Source organism: Corynebacterium sp. CQ3829_602738 (genome assembly GCF_054478435.1).
In genome coordinates, this window is record NZ_CM137003.1 from 1,210,318 (window position 1) to 1,231,114 (window position 20,797).

Here is a 20,797-nt window from a genome sequence, read left to right on the forward strand (position 1 = left end):
AGAAAGCGACCATGACTTCCTCCAACATCATTGATGAGCTGACCTGGCGAGGACTGATCAACCAGTCCACCGACCTAGACAACCTGCGCGAAGCCACGCAAGCGCCGATCACCCTGTACTGCGGCTTCGACCCGACCGGCCCGTCGCTGCACGCCGGCCACCTCGTGCCGCTTCTGATGCTGCGCCGCTTCCAGGAAGCCGGCCACACCCCGATCGTGCTGGCCGGCGGCGCCACCGGCATGATCGGCGATCCGCGCGACGTGGGGGAGCGCTCTATGAACTCTGCGGACACTGTGAAGGACTGGGCGGAGCGCATCTCCGGCCAGCTCAAGCGCTTCGTGCACTTCGACGGCGACAACGCCGCGAAGCTGGTCAACAACAACGACTGGACCAAGGACCTCAGCGCGATCGAGTTCCTGCGCGACATCGGCAAGCACTTCTCCCTGTCCACCATGCTGGGCCGCGAGACGGTGAAGCGTCGCCTGGAAAACGACGGCATTTCTTACACCGAGTTCTCCTACATGTTGCTGCAGGCCAACGACTTTGTGCAGCTGCGCCGCGCGCACGACTGCATCCTGCAGATCGGCGGCGGTGACCAGTGGGGCAACCTTGTGGCCGGCGTGGACCTGAACCGCCGCATCGACGGCGCGCAGACCCACGCGCTGACCGTTCCGCTGGTCACCGATTCCGAGGGCAAAAAGTTTGGCAAGTCCACCGGCGGCGGGTCCCTGTGGCTCGACCCGGAGATGACCAGCCCGTACACCTGGTACCAGTACTTCGTGAACACCGCGGACGCCGACGTGATCCGCTACCTGCGGTGGTTCACCTTCCTGGATCAGGAGGAGCTCGCCCGCCTAGAGGTCGAGGTGGAGGAGCGTCCGTTCAAGCGCGAGGCGCAGCGTCGACTTGCCCAGGAAATGACCGACCTGGTCCACGGCGTAGAGGCGCGCGAGGCCGTCGAGCTCGCATCCCAGGCGCTGTTCGGCCGCGCCGAGCTTGCGGATCTGGACGAGGCGACCCTCGCCGCGTCGGTCTCCGAGACCGACGTCTTCGAGTTCTCCGGCGAGACCACCATCGTGGATCTGCTCGTCGGTGCCGGCCTTGCGGATTCCAAGGGTGCCGCCCGCCGCTCTATCAAGGAAGGTGGCGCGTACGTGAACAACGTCCGCATCGAGGATGAGGCGTGGGCGCCCACCGAGGACGACTTCCTCCACGGTTCCTGGCTGGTGCTTCGCCGCGGCAAGAAGAACTTCGCGGGAGCGAAGCGCGTCTAGCAATCTGCTTTACGACGAGCTGTCGCCCAGGCCAGTTTTCCCTTCTGGCCTGGGCGTTTTGTGTTGTGTTTGGCTTCGTGGTTATATATCCATCCGTTGCTTCTGAGCGGTTCGGCCGCTTGGAGGGAATGGTTTAAGTGCATAGGGGTTACGTTCTGGTTAACCGGGGTTTAACGTGAGTTTGACTTTTGGTTGGTTGGTTGTGTAGCTTCTGACGAAGCCGCTTTTTCCGGCTGGGGCCGTGTTGGGTTCTGGTTGGCAGGTGTGCTGGTGTTGTTTGAGAACTCGATAGTGTGCCAATGTACTTTTGTTGCGTGGGTGTGTTCGCCTGCCTCGTTTTGTACACTGTGTGGCAGACGCCTTTTGGGTGTGTGCCGGTGGTGGCGTGGTTGAATTCCAATGATGGATTGCGTCATCTGTTTGGTTCGGTGTGCGTGGGGTGTGGTTGAACATGTTTCACGTATGTTTTTTGGCCAGCCCCTGCTTATAACCCCGTCGGGTTGGGGGTTGGTTGTTTGAACCTTTGTAATTTTTGGATTTTGCCAGTCCAGCATTTTGTGTTGGTTGGTTTGTTTTTGGTTGGGTTTGGGCTTTTCACGGCCTGTTTCTGCTGAAACTGTTTTTGTGGAGAGTTTGATCCTGGCTCAGGATGAACGCTGGCGGCGTGCTTAACACATGCAAGTCGAACGGAAAGGCCCAAGCTTGCTTGGGTACTCGAGTGGCGAACGGGTGAGTAACACGTGGGTGATCTGCCCTGCACTTCGGGATAAGCCTGGGAAACTGGGTCTAATACCGGATAGGACGATGGTTTGGATGCCATTGTGGAAAGTTTTTTCGGTGTGGGATGAGCTCGCGGCCTATCAGCTTGTTGGTGGGGTAATGGCCTACCAAGGCGTCGACGGGTAGCCGGCCTGAGAGGGTGTACGGCCACATTGGGACTGAGATACGGCCCAGACTCCTACGGGAGGCAGCAGTGGGGAATATTGCACAATGGGCGCAAGCCTGATGCAGCGACGCCGCGTGGGGGATGACGGCCTTCGGGTTGTAAACTCCTTTCGCTAGGGACGAAGCGCAAGTGACGGTACCTGGAGAAGAAGCACCGGCTAACTACGTGCCAGCAGCCGCGGTAATACGTAGGGTGCGAGCGTTGTCCGGAATTACTGGGCGTAAAGAGCTCGTAGGTGGTTTGTCGCGTCGTTTGTGTAAGCCCGCAGCTTAACTGCGGGACTGCAGGCGATACGGGCATAACTTGAGTGCTGTAGGGGAGACTGGAATTCCTGGTGTAGCGGTGGAATGCGCAGATATCAGGAGGAACACCGATGGCGAAGGCAGGTCTCTGGGCAGTAACTGACGCTGAGGAGCGAAAGCATGGGTAGCGAACAGGATTAGATACCCTGGTAGTCCATGCCGTAAACGGTGGGCGCTAGGTGTGAGTCCCTTCCACGGGGTTCGTGCCGTAGCTAACGCATTAAGCGCCCCGCCTGGGGAGTACGGCCGCAAGGCTAAAACTCAAAGGAATTGACGGGGGCCCGCACAAGCGGCGGAGCATGTGGATTAATTCGATGCAACGCGAAGAACCTTACCTGGGCTTGACATACACCAGACCGGGCCAGAGATGGTCTTTCCCTTTGTGGTTGGTGTACAGGTGGTGCATGGTTGTCGTCAGCTCGTGTCGTGAGATGTTGGGTTAAGTCCCGCAACGAGCGCAACCCTTGTCTTATGTTGCCAGCACGTTATGGTGGGGACTCGTGAGAGACTGCCGGGGTTAACTCGGAGGAAGGTGGGGATGACGTCAAATCATCATGCCCCTTATGTCCAGGGCTTCACACATGCTACAATGGTCGGTACAACGCGTCTGCGAGCCTGTGAGGGTGAGCTAATCGCTGTAAAGCCGGTCGTAGTTCGGATTGGGGTCTGCAACTCGACCCCATGAAGTCGGAGTCGCTAGTAATCGCAGATCAGCAACGCTGCGGTGAATACGTTCCCGGGCCTTGTACACACCGCCCGTCACGTCATGAAAGTTGGTAACACCCGAAGCCAGTGGCCTGTCAAAAGGAGCTGTCGAAGGTGGGATCGGCGATTGGGACGAAGTCGTAACAAGGTAGCCGTACCGGAAGGTGCGGCTGGATCACCTCCTTTCTAAGGAGCTTGTATTTTGTGTGCCCGCAGTTGTGGGTGTTGTTTTGTGTGGTTGAGTCGCCGAGTGTGCGACTGCCACGGAAGTATTTTGCCGGGTGGAGACACACCGAGGTCATGACTGCACTGCTTCGATGGTGGTGCGTCTGGCCTGATAAGGGTTGTGCGCTCACATGGTGCCTGGTGGGTGGTCACACCGGTTTGCGTGACAAAAGATTTGATATGCGTTGGTGCACTGTTGGGTGTCTGGGGCAGCACAAGGTTGTTCCTGTTGGGCTCTCATGTGGGCTGGCCACGTTGGTTGTGGTTGGTTGTGTGTGGGGGTTGTGTTGTGTGAGAACTGTATAGTGGACGCGAGTATCTTTCTTTTTTGTGTTTTGGTGTTTGTACCTTGATTGTTTGTGTGTCCGTGTGTTTTGTTACGGGCGTATGGTGGATGCCTTGGCATGCTGAGCCGATGAAGGACGTGTGAGGCTGCGTTATGCCTCGGGGAGTTGCCAACAAAGCGTTGATCCGAGGATGTCCGAATGGGGAAACCCAGCACCAGTTGTGTGGTGTTACCCGCAGGTGAATACATAGTCTGTGTGGGGGTTGACGCGGGGAAGTGAAACATCTCAGTACCCGTAGGAGAAGAAAACAATTGTGATTCCGTGTGTAGTGGCGAGCGATAGCGGATGAGGCTAAACCGTGTGCGTGTGATACCTGGCAGGGGTTGCGTGTGCGGTGTTGTGGGGCGCAAATGGTGCAGGCTGTCAACTGCACGCGCAATGCATATACATCAGCGGAAGCATCTGGGATGGTGCGCCGGAGTAGGTGAAAAGTCCTGTACGTGAAGGTGTGTGTGGTTGTGTTGTTTGTGTTTTTCCCCGAGTAGCAGCGGGCTCGTGGAATCTGCTGTGAATCTGCCGGGACCACCCGGTAAGCCTAAATACTCAGTGTGACCGATAGTGAATTAAGTACCGTGAGGGAATGGTGAAAAGTACCCCGGGAGGGGAGTGAAAGAGTTCCTGAAACCATGCGCTTACAATCCGTCAGAGCACCGTTTGTGTGTGATGGCGTGCCTTTTGAAGAATGAGCCTGCGAGTCAGCGGCATGTCGCGAGGTTAACCCGATTGTGGGGTAGTCGTAGCGAAAGCGAATCCGAATAGGGTGGCAAGTGGCATGTCCTGGACCCGAAGCGGGGTGATCTACCCATGGCCAGTGTGAAGCAGCTGTAAGAGGTTGTGGAGGCGCGAACCCACTTAGGTTGAAAACTGAGGGGATGAGCTGTGGGTAGGGGTGAAAGGCCAATCAAACTCCGTGATAGCTGGTTCTCCCCGAAATGCATTTAGGTGCAGCGTGATGTGAGCTTGCCGGAGGTAGAGCTACTGGTTGGTTGAGCGGGACTATCATCTTAGCGACGTCAGCCAAACTCCGAATACCGGTGAAGTGGTGCATTGCAGTGAGACTGTGGGGGATAAGCTTCATAGTCGAGAGGGAAACAGCCCAGATCGCCGGTTAAGGCCCCTAAGGGTGTGCTAAGTGGAAAAGGATGTGGGATCGCGAAGACAGCCAGGAGGTTGGCTTAGAAGCAGCCATCCTTGAAAGAGTGCGTAATAGCTCACTGGTCGAGTGGTTCCGCGCCGACAATGTAGTGGGGCTCAAGCACACCGCCGAAGCCGCGGCAACAGTTTTCTGTTGGGTAGGGGAGCGTCGTGTGTGGGGTGAAGCCGTACCGGAAGGAGCGGTGGACTGCATGCGAGTGAGAATGCAGGCATGAGTAACGAATGGCAAGTGAGAATCTTGCCCGCCGGATGACTAAGGGTTCCTGGGTCAAGTTCGTCTTCCCAGGGTGAGTCGGGTCCTAAGGCGAGGCCGACAGGCGTAGTCGATGGTTAACGGGTTGATATTCCCGTACCCGTATATGCGCGCCCAGTATCGAAGCGGTGATACTAACCACCCTGACCCGCCGACCGTTGCCATCCTTTTAGGATGGTTGGTTGGCGGTGATGCGTGGGGCCTGATCCGTTGTAGGTCAGTGATGGGGTGACGCAGTGAGGTAGCCGAGCCGCTGATTGGATTGCGGTGCAAGCGTGTGGCACGACACCATGGTAAATCCTGGTGTTTTTTGTGTGAGGCGTGATGCGTAGCCCATAGTTGGGTGATGTTGGTGATCCTGGACTGCCGAGAAAAGCCTCTAGCGATGTGCGTATACGGCCCGTACCCATAACCGACACAGGTGGTCAGGTAGAAAATACTCAGGCGAGCGGGTGAACTGTGGTTAAGGAACTCGGCAAAATGCCCCCGTAACTTCGGGAGAAGGGGGACCTGCACTAGTCAAGCACTTCACGTGCGGCAGCTGGTGTGGGTCGCAGAGAAGAGAGGGGAGCGACTGTTTATCAAAAACACAGGTCCGTGCGAAGACGGTTAAGTTGATGTATACGGACTGACGCCTGCCCGGTGCTGGAAGGTTAAGAGGACCTGTTAGGACGTCATGTCCGAAGCGGAGAATTTAAGCCCCAGTAAACGGCGGTGGTAACTATAACCATCCTAAGGTAGCGAAATTCCTTGTCGGGTAAGTTCCGACCTGCACGAATGGCGTAACGACTCCCCTGCTGTCTCAACCACAGGCCCGGTGAAATTGCAGTACGAGTAAAGATGCTCGTTTCGCGCGGCAGGACGAAAAGACCCCGGGACCTTCACTATAGCTTGGTATTGGCATTCGGTGCGGTTTGTGTAGGATAGGTGGGAGACTGTGAAGCATGCACGCCAGTGTGTGTGGAGTCGTTGTTGAAATACCACTCTGACCGTAGTGGATATCTAACCTTGGCCCATGATCTGGGTTGGGGACAGTGCCTGGTGGGTAGTTTAACTGGGGCGGTTGCCTCCCAAAATGTAACGGAGGCGCCCAAAGGTTCCCTCAGCCTGGTTGGCAATCAGGTGTTCAGAGTGTAAGTGCACAAGGGAGCTTGACTGCGAGACTGACTAGTCGAGCAGGGACGAAAGTCGGGACTAGTGATCCGGCACCTACTTGTGGATGTGGTGTCGCTCAACGGATAAAAGGTACCCCGGGGATAACAGGCTGATCTTCCCCAAGAGTCCATATCGACGGGATGGTTTGGCACCTCGATGTCGGCTCGTCGCATCCTGGGGCTGGAGTAGGTCCCAAGGGTTGGGCTGTTCGCCCATTAAAGCGGCACGCGAGCTGGGTTCAGAACGTCGTGAGACAGTTCGGTCTCTATCCGCCGCGCGCGTTGAAACTTGAAGAAGGCTGTCCCTAGTACGAGAGGACCGGGACGGACGTACCTCTAGTGTGCCAGTTGTTCCGCCAGGAGCACGGCTGGTTGGCTACGTACGGAAGGGATAACCGCTGAAAGCATCTAAGCGGGAAGCCTGTTTTAAGATGAGGTTTCATTTGAGGTTCCCAGAAGACGACTGGGTTGATAGGCCGGACCTGGAAGCACAGCAATGTGTGGAGGCGACCGGTACTAATACACCAATAAACACACTCCGCCACACACCAACCAAGGGTGTGAACACCGCGAAACGAACACAACCAAGCAAAACGCTTGCGTCCACTGTGCAGTCACTGACACAACACACCAACACCACCGCACGGTGTTGGCCGACAAAAATTGCATACACACGCTGAACACTCAGCGCCGTGCACGCCCCTAAAGGTGTGTCGGTGGTTGATGGCGGCGGGGAAACGCCCGGTCCCATTCCGAACCCGGAAGCTAAGCCCGCCCGCGCCGATGGTACTGCCCCCGGGAGGGAGTGGGAGAGTAGGTTACCGCCGACCCAACAACTTCACATAAACTGCACCCGCCACACAAACACCCCTTGTTTGTGCGGCGGGTGCCTTTTCGCATACCCACGACTTGGCCGGCGTACCCGCCCGCGTGTGTGCTTCCACGCTGCGGACAACAACACCCACACCAACAATGGGTGCACACCCACCAGTTCCGTCACCGGGCGTGACCCCACATTGCGGGCAACCGGGCGTAGCCACCGGCGGGGCGTGACTCATTCACTGGGGGCCGAATAGGTCGCGGGGGCAGCACGCGCTGCCACGTTGACGCCTACTGCGGGGCGAATAGGTCGCGGGGGCAGCACGCGCTGCCACGTTGACGCCTACTGCGGGGCGAAAGTCGAGTAGCGGACGTCGAGTACGCCCGTGTACACCGATGAACTCGACCTCCACTACTCGACCAACAACGCACCCACACAAAAACCCTGGGCCCGGCCCGACTCCGCATTGCCGACAATGACACCTGCAGCCATCATTAGCCCACACCCACCGAAGTAACATCCTCCCCAATCGGGAATTCACCAGGGCAGACCGCAGGTAGGTTCTGGTTTCGTGGGCAGCGAGGGTGGGAGCGCGCGGCGGAAGGCGCAGGTGGCTGGAGCCAGATGTGCCCGAGTGTTTGGCTTTCCTATAATGGTCGAGATTAGAAACGGAGGTCCCCAATGGCAGATGTGGACGAAGGAAGAGGGCAGGAGCGCTCTTCCGACGATAACGGTCGCAAGGATAGGCCGCGCGGGGAGCGCGGTGGCCGTGATGCCCGCAACCGTGATGGTCAGGGCGGGTCTCGCAGAGATGGCGGCGGTCGTGGTGAAGGCCGCGGTCGGGACGGGGACCGTCGTCGTGGTGAAGGCCGCGGACGCGGTGAGGGCCGGGACGGCCGCCGTGGCGAGCGTCGTGGACGCGACGGGGACCGTCGCCGGGGTCGCGGTGGTGTGCGCCACGACCGTTCCAACCCGCGCCGCGAGGGCTTCCGCGAGGACCGCATGGCGCAGAAGGAGCTGGAGCCTGATCTGCCGCAGGGCCTGGAAATCTCCGACTTGGACCCGTCGGTGCTGCAGGATTTGAAGGTGCTGTCGAAGGATAATGCGGAGCGCGTCGCAAAGCATATGCTCATGGCGACCGACCTGCTGTACGACGACCCACAGCTTGCGCTGCAGCACGCCCGCGCCGCGAAGAACCGCGCGGGACGCGTGGGCGTGGTGCGCGAAACCAACGGTGTGGTGGCGTACCACGCCGGCGAGTGGAAGGAAGCACTGTCTGAGCTTCGTGCCGCGCGCCGAATTTCCGGCGGTCCCGGTTTGCTTGCCGTGATGGCGGACGCGGAACGCGGTCTTGGGAGGCCGGAAAAGGCACTGGAGCTCGGTCGCAGCCCCGAGGCACGCGAGTTGGACGAGGAAGGCCAGATTGAGCTGGCCATCGTTCTGGCTGGTGCGCGCCACGACCTTGGGCAGCACGACTCGGCGGTGGCGCAGTTGCAGCGACTGAACCCGTCGCTGGATTCCCAGGGTTTTGAACAGGCGCGGCTGAGCTACGCCTACGCAGATGCGCTCTTGGCCACCGGCGAGAAGGCGGAGGCGAAGCGGTGGTTTGAGCACGTCGCCAAGATTGACGTGGACGGCATGACCGACGCGTCCGAGCGTGTGGCGGAGCTGGGCTAGAGCGATGACGCTTGCGTCGAACCATGACGGCCTGCTGCTGGACCTCGACGGCACTGTCTGGTCTGGCGGTGTGGCGATTGAGCACGCGGTTGAGGCGATTAACGCCTCCGGGCTGCCGGCGATGTACGTGACCAACAACGCTTCGCGCAGTGCCAAGGATGTCGCGGAGATGCTCCGTGCCATTGACTTGCATGTGGGTGAGGAGGACGTGCTCACGTCCGCGATGGCGGCGGTGAGCATGGCGGAGCGCTACCTCGAGAAGGGGGACGCAGTCTACGTCGTGGGTGCGCCGTCGCTGCGACAGCTGGTCCAGGACTCCGGCTACCGGGTCGTGGACAGCGCCGATGATGCGCCCAAGGTGGTGCTGCACGGCCACAACCCGGACACGGGGTGGCGCGAGCTGTCGGAGGCGGCGCTGAGCCTGCAGCGCGGGGCGAAGTACCTGGCCACGAACCTGGATACGTCGCTGCCGATGGAGCGCGGCTTGATGGTTGGCAACGGGTCCATGGTCGCGGCGGTGACCTCGGCGACCGGCGTCGTGCCTGAGGCTGCGGGCAAGCCGGAGCCGGCGATGTTCACCCAGGCGGCGAAGTCGCGGGGCATGCAGACACCGCTCGCTGTGGGCGACAGGCTGGACACCGATATTGCAGGTGGCGTCGCCGCTGGCATGCCCGCGCTGCATGTGCTGACCGGGGTTTCTGGCCCGTACGCGCTGCTGCAGGCGCCGCCCGAACACCGGCCGACGTACATCGCCGCGGACATGCGCGGACTGAGCGAGCCGACGGAGGCACTCGCCCCGGGCGCGCAGGAGGGCTTCGAGGCGCGTATCGACGGCTCCGCCATCGTCCTTTCCGGCGGCAACCCCGGCGCCTCCAGCTTGGCTGCGCTTCGGACTGCCCTCGACGTGGCGTGGCGGCAGCCCGAGCCGCCGGCCGATGTGCGCGAAGAGTCCGACGCCGCTGACGCGGCACTCGCCGAGTGGTGGTGACCAAGATGAGCCCCGCTCCGATTCCCCGCGACCCGCGGGCACCGAAGGTCAGCGCCGACGAGGTCACCGAGCGCGTCGAGTCGATTCTGGCGGAGCCGACGGACGGCCTCGCGGAAGAGGTGGACGCGCTGACTCGGGCGCACGCGGTGCTGCACGAGGCGCTGTCCGATAGCTAGTTAAGAAAGGGGGCCGCTACCGTGGCACCGAAACGCACCCGGCTCGACGCGGAGCTGGTCCGCCGCAAGATTGCGCGCTCGCGCGAGCAGGCGCAGTCGTGGATCAAGGAAGGCCGCGTCCAGGTGGGTGGCTTCACGGCAACGAAGCCGGCGACGGTGGTGGAGCCGGAAGCGTCGATCAAGGTCAACACCGACGACGTGGACGATTGGGCGTCGCGTGGTGCGCACAAGCTGCTTGGCGCGCTTGAGGTGTTTGGCGGGGGCGGGCTGGTCGTCGAGAAGCGAAAGGCGTTGGACGCTGGTGCCTCGACCGGCGGGTTTACTGATGTGCTGCTGTCGCGCGGCGCGAGCGAGGTCGTCGCGGTGGACGTGGGTTACGGCCAGCTGGTGTGGCGGCTGCAGAACGACGAGCGTGTGCGCGTGCTGGACCGCACGAACATCCGCAACCTCACTCCGGAGATGATGGGCGGGCCGGCGGATCTTATGGTGGGCGACCTGTCGTTTATCTCGCTGAAACTAGTGCTGCCGGCGCTTGCGGAGTGCATGGTCGACGGCGCGGACATGCTGCCCATGGTCAAGCCACAATTCGAGGTAGGTAAGGACCGCCTCGGCAGCGGCGGCGTGGTGCGCTCGCCGGAGCTGCGCGCGGAGGTCACGCTGGACGTCGCGCGTTTTGCGCAGTCGCTGGGATTGTCCGTGCGCGGGGCGACGGCGTCCCCGCTGCCGGGTCCGAGCGGCAACGTGGAATACTTTCTGTGGCTGGTCAAAGACGGGGGTAAGCACAAGCTTGACGACGACGCACTGGCCGCGCTGGTCAACCGCGCGATCGAGGAAGGACCGAAGTAGATGGGTGAGACGACACGCCGCGAGATCCTGCTGGTGCCGCACCTGTTCAGGGCCTCCAACATTGATTCGGCGGCGCGGGCGGCGCAGCTTTTGCAGCAGGCGGGCATTGAGGTCCGTCTGCTCGAGCAGGAGCAGATGGACGTCATCGAGACCAACCCTGTGCTGTGTGGGCTGACGCGCGCGAAGGCGGACGATTCCGCTGCCGCGGGCTGCGAGTTGGTGCTTGTGCTCGGCGGCGACGGGACGTTCCTGCGTGCGGCGAGCTACGCGCGGGCGCAGGACATCCCGGTCCTTGGCATCAACTTAGGTCACGTGGGCTTCCTCGCGGAAGGGGAAGCATCGAGCCTGGAAAAAGTCATCGGCCAGGTGATTGACCGTTCCTACCGCGTGGTTGAGCGCATGACGCTGGACGTGTCGGTGATCGGCGAGGGCGGGGAGGTGCTGGGCCGCAGCTGGGCGCTCAACGAGTGCAGCATTGAAAACTCCGACCGCACCCGCGTGTTGGACGCGACGCTGGAGGTGGACTTCCGGCCGGTGTCCTCCTTCGGCTGCGACGGTGTGCTGATCTCCACGCCGACAGGCTCGACAGCGTACGCGTTTTCCGCGGGCGGGCCCGTGATGTGGCCGCAGCTCGATGCGATCCTGGTGGTGCCGAATAACGCGCACGCGCTGTTTGCCAAGCCGCTGGTGGTGGCGCCGACGTCGACTGTGGCGGTGGAGTCGGAGCAGCAGACCACGCAGGCCGTGGCGGTGATGGACGGGCAGCGCCGCCTGACGGTGCCCGCCGGTTCCCGCGTGGAAGTGGCGCGGGGCGAGCGCGGGGTGCGCTGGGTACGCTTGGACGACAGGCCGTTCACGGACAGGCTCGTGGACAAATTCCAACTCCCGGTTTCCGGGTGGCGCGGCCCGCGCGGGGCTTGAATCTGACAGGGAGGCACGTTTTTGCTCGCTGAGATTGCTATCTCCAACCTTGGTGTGATCCGCCATGCCTCGGCTGAGCTTTCGCCGGGGCTAACCGTGCTCACTGGCGAGACGGGCGCTGGTAAGACGATGGTGGTCACGGGCCTGCGCTTGCTCACCGGCGGCCGGGCGGATGCCTCACGCGTGCGCACCGGCGCGGACGGCGCGGTGGTGGAAGGCGCGTTCGGCACCGAAGGGCTGCCGGAGGAGGTGCGCGAAGCCGTCGGCGCGATAGCCGCGGGCGCTGGAGCAGAAGCTGATGAAAACGGCGAGTATTTGGTGTCGCGCTCGGTGAAGGCCTCGGGGCGCTCCAGCGCGCACCTGGGCGGGCGCAAGGTGCCGGCGGCGACGCTGAGCGAGCTGGCGGGCCACCTGCTGACGATCCACGGCCAGAACGACCAGCTGCGCCTGATGGCGCCGGAACAGCAGTTGGCCGCCCTCGACAGGTTCGACCCGGCCATCCAAGCAAAGCTGGATGCGTACCGCGAGGCGTACACCGCATGGCGAGCAGCGGCGAAGGATTTGAAGGAGCGCACCGAAAAGCGCTTGGAGCTGGCGCAGGAGGTAGACCGCCTCCAGTTCGCCATCGACGAGATCGATGCGGTGGCCCCGCAGGCTGGCGAGGACGAGGAGCTGGTTGCCACCATCAACCGTCTCCAGGATGTGGACGCCTTGCGCGAGGCCGCCGAGACCGCGCTTATGGCTATCGACGGTGCGGACGCCGTCGGCGGTGTCGGCGGGGAAGAGGAACCCGCCTCCGACCTGATCGGCCGCGCGCAGGCGGCGCTCGAGGGCGCCAGCGACCAGGAGCTGCGCGACCTGGGTGCCAGGCTGGGTGAGGTCGCCGGCGTGCTCTCGGACGTCTCGGCGGAGCTGGGCAGCTACACCAGCGGCCTGCCGTCCGACCCCGAGGAGTTGGAGAAACTCCTGCAGCGCCAGCAGGAGATCAAAGGTCTGACCCGCAAGTACGCCCCTGACGCGGCCGGTGTGGTGGCGTGGCGCGATAAGGCCGGGGCGCGGCTGGCCAAGATCGATACGTCGGAGGGTGCCGTCGAAAAGCTAAAGGCGAAGGTGGCCGAGCTGGAGCAGGCGATGACAAAGCACGCCGCCGCGTTGACGAAGGCGCGCACGAAGGCCGCGGGCAAGTTGGGCGAGGCGGTGACCGAGGAGCTGCACGGGCTGGCGATGCCGAAGGCGCAACTCACGGTCAACGTCGCGAAGGCGCAGTACGGCCGCGACGGGGCCGACACGGTGGAGATCCTGCTCGCGCCGAATAGCGCGCTTGAGCCGAAGCCGCTGGCCACGAGCGCGTCCGGCGGCGAGCTGTCGCGCGTGATGCTCGCGCTCGAAGTGATCCTGTCCGAATCCTCCAGCGGCGCGACGCTGGTGTTCGACGAAGTGGACGCAGGCGTGGGCGGGCGCGCGGCGGTGGAGATCGGACGGCGTCTCGCGCGGTTGGCGCGCGGCAACCAGGTCATTGTGGTCACGCACCTGCCGCAGGTCGCGGCGTATGCCGACACGCACCTGCACGTGTCCAAGGACATCGGCGACGTGGCTGTGACCTCCGGTGTTGCGGCGCTGCAACCGGAGGAGCGCATCGAGGAGCTGGCCCGAATGATGGCGGGCATGGACGATTCGGACACCGGCCGCGCCCACGCCGCGGAACTCTTCGAGCGCGCGCAGGGTGAGGTGGAGCAGTTGCGCGGATAACTCCCCGCGCGCCTCCCCGGTTCAGGCAGGTCACCGTTGCACAATGGTGCGCATGACTGCTGCACCCTCCACCCAAGACCCCACGAAGGAACCGCCCGCGGCCGAGCTGCGCGGCACCTTGCGCGACTGCACCCCGCAGGGCAAGGGCCTTGGCAGGCTCAGCGAGGGCGACATCGTGTTCGTGGACGCCCCCGACATGCAGCGCCGTTTGGCGGAGCAAATCATTGCGCGGCGCCCGGCCGCGGTGGTCAACCTCGCGCCGTACTCCACCGGCACGCTTCCCACGTTCGGGCCGCATTTGCTTCTCGACGCAGGCGTTCCGCTGTTCGAGGCGGCAGGCACAGACATGCGCGGAAAGATCCGCGACGGCAAGAAGGCCGTGGTCTCGCCGACCGGACAAATCACCGTGGGGCGCAAGGTTGCCGGCCAGGCACAGCCGGTGACCCGCACTGAAGTGGACGCCACATTCGCCCAGGCCCAACGCGGTTTGGTGGAAAACATGGAGGCCTACTTCGGTAACACCATCGAGTTCATCCACTCGGAGGCGGCGCTGCTCATCGACGGTGTGGGCGCCCCGGAGCTCGGCGACATCATGGCCGAGCGCAAGGTGCTGGTGGTCTCGCCGGCTCCCGACACGCGCCAGCGCATGGAGGAGCTGAAGAACTTCATGCAGGAGTACACGCCGGTGGTCATCGGCGTTGGCTCCGCGGCGGACTCGCTGGCGTCTATGGGGTACGCGCCGGACGTCATCGTGGGGGACCCGAAGGACGTGGCCTCGGAGAACCTGCGCTCCGACGCGAAGGTGATCCTGCCGGCGGAACCGGACGGATACGCGCCCGGGTTGGAGCGCATTCAGGATCTCGGAGTGGGCGCGATGACCTTCCCGGCGGCGACGGATTCGCCGACGGACCTGGCCATCTTGCTGGCCACATTTCATGACGCCGAGATGATTGTCACCGTCGGCCAGCCGGTGGAGCTGGACCGCATCTTCGCGGATTCGGCTACCACCGCGGGCACCCCGGCAACGGAACCGGCAGCGCTGCTCGCGCGCCTGAAGGCGGGGCGCAAGATCGTGGATTCCACCGTGATCACCAACCTCTACGCCGTCGAGTCCGGTGCGGGTGTGGCGTGGGCGTGGGCGATCCTCGGCGTGCTCGTTGCCGCCGCGGTGGTGATCCTGATCGCCGGCCTCGGCGGTGACGGCAACTTCGCCGACAACCTCGTAGACACCTGGAACACCATCGCGCTGACGGTGCGCGGCTGGTTCGACGGCTGGACCAGCTAGGAGGGCAGTGGCAGATGGCGAAGACTAAAGGCAGGGCCGGGCTGATTGCGGCCGGTTTGGGTTGGGGCGCAGCGCTGGGTATTGCGCTGGGCGCTCTCGTGCTGGTTCCGGCGATGCCGGGCGAGGTTGACCTCGGCTTTTCCGAATTCAAGGCCGACGCTCCGGACAAGCCGGACGCGGACGACTCCGAACTCACTGAGGCGGAGGCACGCGCGGAGGAAGCGAACGACTTGTTGGCCCAGGAGTCCGGCTCCATCGTCTCCGGTGCCCTGAAGGACGTGCCGGTGACCATTGTGCGCACCGCCGCGGCGGACGCTGACGATGTGGAGTCCGTGCGCTGGTTGCTCAACGCCGCTGGCGCCTCCGACTCCGGCGAGCTGACCTTGACGGAGCGCTTCACCGACCAGGCGGGTGCAGACGAGCTGTCCAGCATTGTCGCCAACACGCTGCCTTCGGGCGCGAAACTGTCGGTGGAGGAACGCTCCCCAGGGCTTCATGCAGGCGAATCTCTCGCGACCGTGCTTTTCGACGATGGCACCAACGGCGAGTCCAAAACCCTGCCGGCGGACCGCACCTTGGTGCTGGACACGCTGCAGCAGGCTGGATTTATCGAGTTCAGCGGTTCTATTGTGCCCGCTGGCGCAGTGGTGATTGTGGACGGGCCGTCGCGAGGCACCGACTTCGGAGCCAAGGTGTTGGGCGATTTTGCCAAGGCACTCGGCGCGGAAGGCAAGACTGCGCTTGCGTCTCAGGGCACTGAGCCGGATGCGATCGACGGGGTGAAGACTGTCGGCGGCGTGGACTACGAGGCAGGTCGCATCAAGTCCGTGCTTGCAGTGTCTAGTGGTGGCGGCGAGGCCTAAGGCTCGTAGGCTGGTTGCCATGAGCCACGAATTCACTGTCACTGGGTCCGAAGTTGTCCTCGACGCGCCGATCATCGCGGTGCGCCGCGACCAGGTGGTCATGCCGGGCGGCAACGAGGCCGCGCGAGAAATTGTGGAGCACTTCGGCGCCGTTGCCGTGGTCGCGCTGGATGAACATGGCCGTGTGGCGCTGGTGGAGCAGTACCGCCACAGCGTCGGCGAGCGTCTGCTGGAGCTTCCCGCCGGTCTGTTGGACATGCACGCCGAAGACGAGCTGGCCTGCGCGAAGCGCGAGCTGCAGGAGGAGGCAGGCCTAGCTGCGGACGAGTGGGGCGTGCTGGTGGATCTGGTCACCTCACCGGGCTTCGCGGAGGAGGCGGTGCGGGTGTTCATCGCCCGCGGCCTGCACGAGGTGGAGCGGCCCGAGCCCGAAAACGAGGAGGCCGACATGAGGTTTTCGTGGGTGGACCTGGAGGATGCCGCGGATATGGCGTTGCGCGGCGAGGTGGTCAACTCCATCGCGGTCTCCGGCATCCTCGCAGCCGCGCGCCTGGTTGCGCGGGGTGATGCGCCCCGGCCTATCGACGAGCCGTTCCGCCTGCGCCCGACTTCCCTGGCCGCACGTCGCGCCAAGCAGGGCGTCGTGCCGGACATGAAGCGGATCTAGCAGGTGGATGCGGAGGCGCTGGCGCAGCGTTGGCTGACCCATCTTGCCGTTGAGAGGGGAGTCTCACCCCACACGTTGAGCAACTACACCCGCGACGTGAACCGCTACACCACGTGGTTGGCGGCTGCGGGCAAGACGGATTTGCGCAAGGTCACCTCCACCGACATCGAGGCCTACGTGGCGGATCTGCGCCGCGGGGTGGACGGGGCGAAGCCTCTGGCCGCGTCATCGGCAGGGCGGGCGCTGACCGTTGCGCGCGGCCTGCACAAGTTCGGGGTGGAAGAGGGCGAGCTGCCGGCGGATGCGGCGGCAGAGGTCTCCCCGCCGCAGACCGGCGAGCGGCTCCCGGACACCTTGAGCATCGAGGAGGTGGCAAAGCTTCTCGACGCCTGCCCGACCGAGACCCCCTCCGGCCTGCGCGACAAAGCACTGCTGGAGACGCTCTACGCAACCGGCGCCCGCGTCTCCGAGGTGCTGGGTTTGAGCGTCGACGATGCAAATGCTGCTTTAGACGGCGAGTACGGCGGCGTGCTGGCGGTAACCGGTAAGGGCAATAAGCAGCGTCTGGTGCCGCTGGGGTCGAAGGCGCAGGAGGCGCTGGAGGCGTATTTGGTGCGCGGCCGGCCGGCGTTTGCCAACGGGACCTCGCACGCGCTGCTGTTGAACAAGCGAGGCGGGGCGTTGTCCCGCCAAAGCGCGTGGAATGCGATCAAGGCAGCGGCGGCACGGGCGGGCATTGAGAAGGACATCTCGCCGCACACGCTGCGCCACTCCTTTGCCACGCACCTGCTGGAGGGCGGGGCGGACGTGCGCAGCGTTCAGGAACTCCTCGGGCACGTCTCAGTGACCACCACGCAGATTTACACGCACATCACAGCCGATAACCTGCGTGAAGTTTGGCGCAGCACGCACCCGCGTGCGTAGACTCGGCTGCTTGATTGACGTACGCAATTAACGGGAGAACTAACCATGCGACCCGCATCCTCGAAAACGCACAGCACGCGCCGCGCTGCGCTGCTCGCCGTGCCCGCCGCGCTGCTTCTCGCGGCTCCGCTCGCTCCGGTGGCGAATGCGCAGCTTCCGGGCGGCATGAGCCCGGAGGAGATACAGTCCATGATCCCCGGCGAAATCTCCGTGCCAGCCGGTGAAAGCACGACCGTGGACGTGGGCGTTCCAGTGGACGTGAACTATTCCTCGGGCGGGTGGACGGTGACGTCGTCCGGCACGTCCGTGACCGTGAGCGCGCCGAACCAGCCCGGTGCGACCGCCGCCGTGCCGGCAAGCGCTGGCGGCTACTCGGCGACGGTGAACCTGGTCGCCGTCGGCGACGGCTCCGCGGATGTCGGCGGGGACTCTGGCGAGTCCGGTCAGTCTGGTCAAGGTAGTCAGTCCGGCGGCTCCGGCGGGGGAGTAGGCGGTGCCGCTGCCGGCGGCTCGGACACCCCCGAAGGTGAAGGTGCAGCTGGTAGCTCCGGTGGCGGCGCCGGGGAAGGCTCCGGCAACCAGGGGGGCGAGGCTGGCAGCGCCCCGGCAGCGGCGCACCCGTCGCGCTCCAAGGCGGAGCCCGCCGACGATGCCGCCGCGACGAAGCTGTACTTCGACGGTGAGATCCAGGACAACAAAATCGTGGTGAAGGTGCCGCTGAGCCGCGTCAAGGACCTGATGAAGTACGCCAGCTACGACACCGAGGGCGCGACCCTGCGCTACTTGGACGTCAACGGACAGGTGATTGAAGGTGTCGAGCGCAAGGTGGATAAAACCAGCCGCACGATCACCCTGACCTACCCCGAAGGGGAAACGCCGGACAACCCGTTCATCATGGAAGTCGTGCGCGACGGCAAGGCGGACTTCGTCGCGGTGATCACCTCCACCAACGTGCCGGTCGAAAAAGCCGGCGACAGCAACGAGGACAACCAGTACGGCAACTACGCGAACCAGGATGGTCAAGGACGAGGCGTTGACGAAGGGTCGTCGATAAGCGATGTAGCGCCCCTCGCAATCGCTGGAGCTGCGTTGCTGGCCGCGATCGCGCTGTTGATTGTGTTCCTGCGCCGGAGGCGCGGGCGGGCGTAATGACAACGTTGTAAGATGACGGAAGTCAAGGGTTTGGACGTGATTGAGGGAAGGACCGGCCATGGCGGACGAGGCGCTGTTTGACGCTGCGGACCAGAAGACGTTTCTGACCGGGCGGCCGTGGCGCGAGTTCGCCAAGCCGAAGGAGCTGGACAAGCACGGTCCCGCAACGGTGATCTCCATGGTCAACCAGAAGGGCGGGGTGGGCAAAACTACCTCCACGATCAACCTCGGCGCGTGCCTGGCCGAGCAGGGCCGCAAGGTCCTGCTGGTGGACCTGGACCCGCAGGGCGCGCTTTCCGCTGGCCTGGGCGTGTCCTACGAGGAGGACCAGGTCACGGTCTACGACCTGCTGTTCGACAACACCGCCAGCATCCACGCCGCGATCAACACGACCAATGTCTCCGGCTTGGACGTGGTCCCCGCCAACATCGACCTGTCGGCGGCGGAGATCCAGCTGGTCAACGAGGTCGGCCGCGAGCACACCCTGGCTCGCGCGCTGCGCCCGGTGCGCAACGAGTACGACTTCATCATCCTCGACTGCGGGCCCTCCCTCGGCCTGCTCACCGTGAACGCGCTGGCCTGCTCGCACGGCGTGATCATCCCGATGGAGTGCGAATACTTCTCCCTGCGCGGCCTGGCGCTGCTCACGGACACAGTGGAGAAGGTGCGCGACCGCATCAACTTCGACCTGGACATCGTGGGCATCCTGGTGACCATGTTTGACCGCCGCACCACCCACGCCCGCGAGGTGATGGACCGGGTGGTGGAGGTCTTCGGCAAGCGCGTCTTCGACACCGTGATCACCCGCACGGTCCGTTTCCCAGAGACGTCTGTGGCCGGCGAGCCGATCATTACCTGGGCGCCGAATTCCCAGGGCGCGGACCAGTACCGCAACCTGGCGCTCGAGGTGCTGGAGCGCACCAGCTAGTGGCAGCGGCCGCGCCCGAGCAGTACCCCCAGCCGGAGATCACCGGGTTCACCCTGGCTCTGCAGAACTTCGAGGGGCCGTTCGACCTGCTGCTCACCCTGATCCAGTCAAAGAAACTGGACGTGACAGAGGTGGCGCTGGCCGAGGTGACCGACGAGTTCATAGCCTACACGCGCGCGCTCGGAGAGACAGAAGCGTTGGATGAGGTCACCGAGTTCCTCGTCGTGGCGGCCACCCTGCTGGACCTGAAGACCGCGCGGCTGCTGCCGGGCAACGACGGCGAGAACATCGAGGACCTGGAGCTGCTGGAGGCGCGCGACCTGCTGTTCGCACGCCTGCTGCAATACCGCGCCTACCAACGCGTGGCCGACCAGTTCGCGGAGTGGCAAAAGCACGCGCTGCGACGCTACCCGCGGGCGGTGTCTATGGAGCCGCGGTTTGTGGACCTGCTGCCCCCGGTGGACCTGGGGCACACCCCGGCGAGTTTCGCCGAACTGGCGGCCAGCGTGTTTCGCCCCCGCCCTCCGGAGGAGGTGCGCACCGACCACCTGCACGCGCAGGCGGTGTCCGTGCCGGAGCAGGCCGGCAAAATTCTGGACACGCTGAAGCTGGCCGGCAGCGGCTCGTGGCTCACATTCGCGGCGCTTACGCGAGACTGCACCCGCTCCATGGAGGTGGTGGGTCGCTTCCTGGCCCTGCTGGAGCTGTACAAAGCCAAAGCCGTGGAAGCGGAGCAACCGGAAGCGCTCGGGCGCTTGGACGTGTCCTGGACCGGGCTTGACGTGGACCCGGCCGTGGTCGCGGCCTCGAACTGGACGTAGGCACAAGGCGGGGAGACGGCGACCGATACACTGCCGAAGCATGGATAGCTTGCCCATGGTTTCCCAGCTGCGTTCGCGCATCGAGTCGGTGCTGCTGGTCGTCGACGCACCCGTCGCGGTGGAGGAGCTGGCAAGTGCGCTCGGCGCCACCGACGAGGAGGTGTCCGACCAGCTGTGCGAGTTTGCCCGCGAGCTGGATGAGCGCGGCTCCGGCATCGACCTGCGTGAGACGGCGGAGGGCTGGCGTTTCTACACCCGCACCGACAACGCCGACGCGGTGGAGGCTTTCCTGTTGGACGGCACGCAAAAGAAGTTGTCGCGTGCGGCGATGGAAACCCTCGCGGTGGTGGCCTACCGGCAGCCGGTCACCCGCGCGCAGGTCGCCGGCGTGCGCGGGGTCAACGTGGACGGCGTGATGCGCACGCTCGCACTGCGCGGCTTGATCGCCGAGGTGGACCCGGGCGAGGCCGGGGAAGACGTGCCGGACCACGGCGCGCACCGCTACGTCACCACCGAGTTGTTCTTGGAGCTCTTAGGCATCGATTCCTTGGAGCGCTTGCCTGAGCTTGCGCCGCTGCTTCCGGACATCGATTCCATCGAGGATGCCTGGTAAACTCCC

The 20,797-nt window shown here is 63.8% G+C and carries 15 protein-coding genes and 3 rRNA genes; all 18 read left to right on the plus strand.

The window, feature by feature from the left end; genetic code table 11:
* The first annotated feature begins 11 nt into the window (after positions 1–11).
* The 18 genes from tyrS to scpB all read left to right on the plus strand — a co-directional run bounded on the left by tyrS (position 12) and on the right by scpB (position 20,791).
* A complete protein-coding gene (gene tyrS / locus ACX1NL_RS05865; RefSeq protein WP_458898849.1) occupies positions 12–1,274 on the plus strand; it encodes a tyrosine--tRNA ligase in 1,263 nt (420 codons plus the stop codon).
* Between the two features lie 621 nt (positions 1,275–1,895).
* Positions 1,896–3,413, plus strand: a 16S ribosomal RNA gene (locus tag ACX1NL_RS05870).
* Between the two features lie 406 nt (positions 3,414–3,819).
* A 23S ribosomal RNA gene (locus ACX1NL_RS05875) occupies positions 3,820–6,900 on the plus strand.
* A gap of 173 nt (positions 6,901–7,073) precedes the next feature.
* A 5S ribosomal RNA gene (gene rrf / locus ACX1NL_RS05880) occupies positions 7,074–7,191 on the plus strand.
* The 16S, 23S and 5S rRNA genes sit together here, the layout of an rRNA operon.
* 941 nt (positions 7,192–8,132) lie before the next feature.
* A complete protein-coding gene (locus ACX1NL_RS05885; protein WP_448230285.1) occupies positions 8,133–8,858 on the plus strand; it encodes a tetratricopeptide repeat protein in 726 nt (241 codons plus the stop codon).
* Between the two features lie 4 nt (positions 8,859–8,862).
* Entirely contained in the window at positions 8,863–9,846 is a 984-nt protein-coding gene (locus tag ACX1NL_RS05890) for an HAD-IIA family hydrolase (RefSeq protein ID WP_458898850.1), read from the plus strand.
* A gap of 5 nt (positions 9,847–9,851) precedes the next feature.
* Entirely contained in the window at positions 9,852–10,022 is a 171-nt protein-coding gene (locus tag ACX1NL_RS05895) for a hypothetical protein (RefSeq protein ID WP_239306567.1), read from the plus strand.
* Between the two features lie 21 nt (positions 10,023–10,043).
* A complete protein-coding gene (locus ACX1NL_RS05900; protein ID WP_181888373.1) occupies positions 10,044–10,868 on the plus strand; it encodes a TlyA family rRNA (cytidine-2'-O)-methyltransferase in 825 nt (274 codons plus the stop codon).
* Positions 10,869–11,789 carry an NAD kinase gene (locus ACX1NL_RS05905; RefSeq protein WP_181888374.1) on the plus strand — a complete coding sequence of 307 codons (921 nt, stop codon included), beginning with the start codon at positions 10,869–10,871 and terminating at the stop codon, positions 11,787–11,789. It begins immediately after the preceding gene.
* 21 nt (positions 11,790–11,810) lie between these two features.
* Positions 11,811–13,538, plus strand: coding sequence for a DNA repair protein RecN (gene recN / locus ACX1NL_RS05910; protein ID WP_458898851.1), 1,728 nt, complete (start codon positions 11,811–11,813; stop codon positions 13,536–13,538).
* 52 nt (positions 13,539–13,590) lie between these two features.
* Positions 13,591–14,823: a putative cytokinetic ring protein SteA gene (gene steA, locus ACX1NL_RS05915; protein WP_301613875.1), complete on the plus strand. Its 1,233-nt coding sequence runs from the start codon at positions 13,591–13,593 to the stop codon at positions 14,821–14,823.
* Positions 14,824–14,837: 14 nt separating this feature from the next.
* Complete coding sequence (locus ACX1NL_RS05920; protein WP_458898852.1) at positions 14,838–15,686, plus strand: copper transporter; 849 nt, start codon at positions 14,838–14,840, stop codon at positions 15,684–15,686.
* A gap of 19 nt (positions 15,687–15,705) precedes the next feature.
* Entirely contained in the window at positions 15,706–16,353 is a 648-nt protein-coding gene (locus ACX1NL_RS05925; RefSeq protein WP_239306571.1) for an NUDIX domain-containing protein, read from the plus strand.
* A gap of 3 nt (positions 16,354–16,356) precedes the next feature.
* Positions 16,357–17,277, plus strand: a complete 921-nt coding sequence (xerD, locus tag ACX1NL_RS05930) for a site-specific tyrosine recombinase XerD (RefSeq protein WP_458898853.1) — start codon at positions 16,357–16,359, stop codon at positions 17,275–17,277.
* A gap of 45 nt (positions 17,278–17,322) precedes the next feature.
* Positions 17,323–18,426, plus strand: coding sequence for a hypothetical protein (locus tag ACX1NL_RS05935; RefSeq protein ID WP_458898854.1), 1,104 nt, complete (start codon positions 17,323–17,325; stop codon positions 18,424–18,426).
* A gap of 61 nt (positions 18,427–18,487) precedes the next feature.
* A complete protein-coding gene (locus tag ACX1NL_RS05940; RefSeq protein WP_301613881.1) occupies positions 18,488–19,357 on the plus strand; it encodes a ParA family protein in 870 nt (289 codons plus the stop codon).
* Positions 19,357–20,178: a segregation and condensation protein A gene (locus tag ACX1NL_RS05945; protein WP_301613883.1), complete on the plus strand. Its 822-nt coding sequence runs from the start codon at positions 19,357–19,359 to the stop codon at positions 20,176–20,178. The genes ACX1NL_RS05940 and ACX1NL_RS05945 overlap by 1 nt, the downstream gene beginning before the upstream one ends.
* 40 nt (positions 20,179–20,218) lie before the next feature.
* Positions 20,219–20,791 carry an SMC-Scp complex subunit ScpB gene (gene scpB / locus ACX1NL_RS05950; RefSeq protein ID WP_458898855.1) on the plus strand — a complete coding sequence of 191 codons (573 nt, stop codon included), beginning with the start codon at positions 20,219–20,221 and terminating at the stop codon, positions 20,789–20,791.
* Positions 20,792–20,797 lie beyond the last annotated feature (6 nt).

Excerpts from the sequence above, each read along its gene's own strand:
- tyrS (WP_458898849.1), top strand. The coding sequence starts at position 12 with ATGACTTCCTCCAACATCATTGATGAGCTGACCTGGCGAGGACTGATC.
- scpB (WP_458898855.1), top strand. The coding sequence starts at position 20,219 with ATGGATAGCTTGCCCATGGTTTCCCAGCTGCGTTCGCGCATCGAGTCG.
- ACX1NL_RS05935 (WP_458898854.1), top strand. The coding sequence starts at position 17,323 with ATGCGACCCGCATCCTCGAAAACGCACAGCACGCGCCGCGCTGCGCTG.
- ACX1NL_RS05895 (WP_239306567.1), top strand. The coding sequence starts at position 9,852 with ATGAGCCCCGCTCCGATTCCCCGCGACCCGCGGGCACCGAAGGTCAGC.
- ACX1NL_RS05925 (WP_239306571.1), top strand. The coding sequence starts at position 15,706 with ATGAGCCACGAATTCACTGTCACTGGGTCCGAAGTTGTCCTCGACGCG.
- ACX1NL_RS05920 (WP_458898852.1), top strand. The coding sequence starts at position 14,838 with ATGGCGAAGACTAAAGGCAGGGCCGGGCTGATTGCGGCCGGTTTGGGT.
- ACX1NL_RS05905 (WP_181888374.1), top strand. The coding sequence starts at position 10,869 with ATGGGTGAGACGACACGCCGCGAGATCCTGCTGGTGCCGCACCTGTTC.
- steA (WP_301613875.1), top strand. The coding sequence starts at position 13,591 with ATGACTGCTGCACCCTCCACCCAAGACCCCACGAAGGAACCGCCCGCG.
- ACX1NL_RS05890 (WP_458898850.1), top strand. The coding sequence starts at position 8,863 with ATGACGCTTGCGTCGAACCATGACGGCCTGCTGCTGGACCTCGACGGC.
- ACX1NL_RS05940 (WP_301613881.1), top strand. The coding sequence starts at position 18,488 with ATGGCGGACGAGGCGCTGTTTGACGCTGCGGACCAGAAGACGTTTCTG.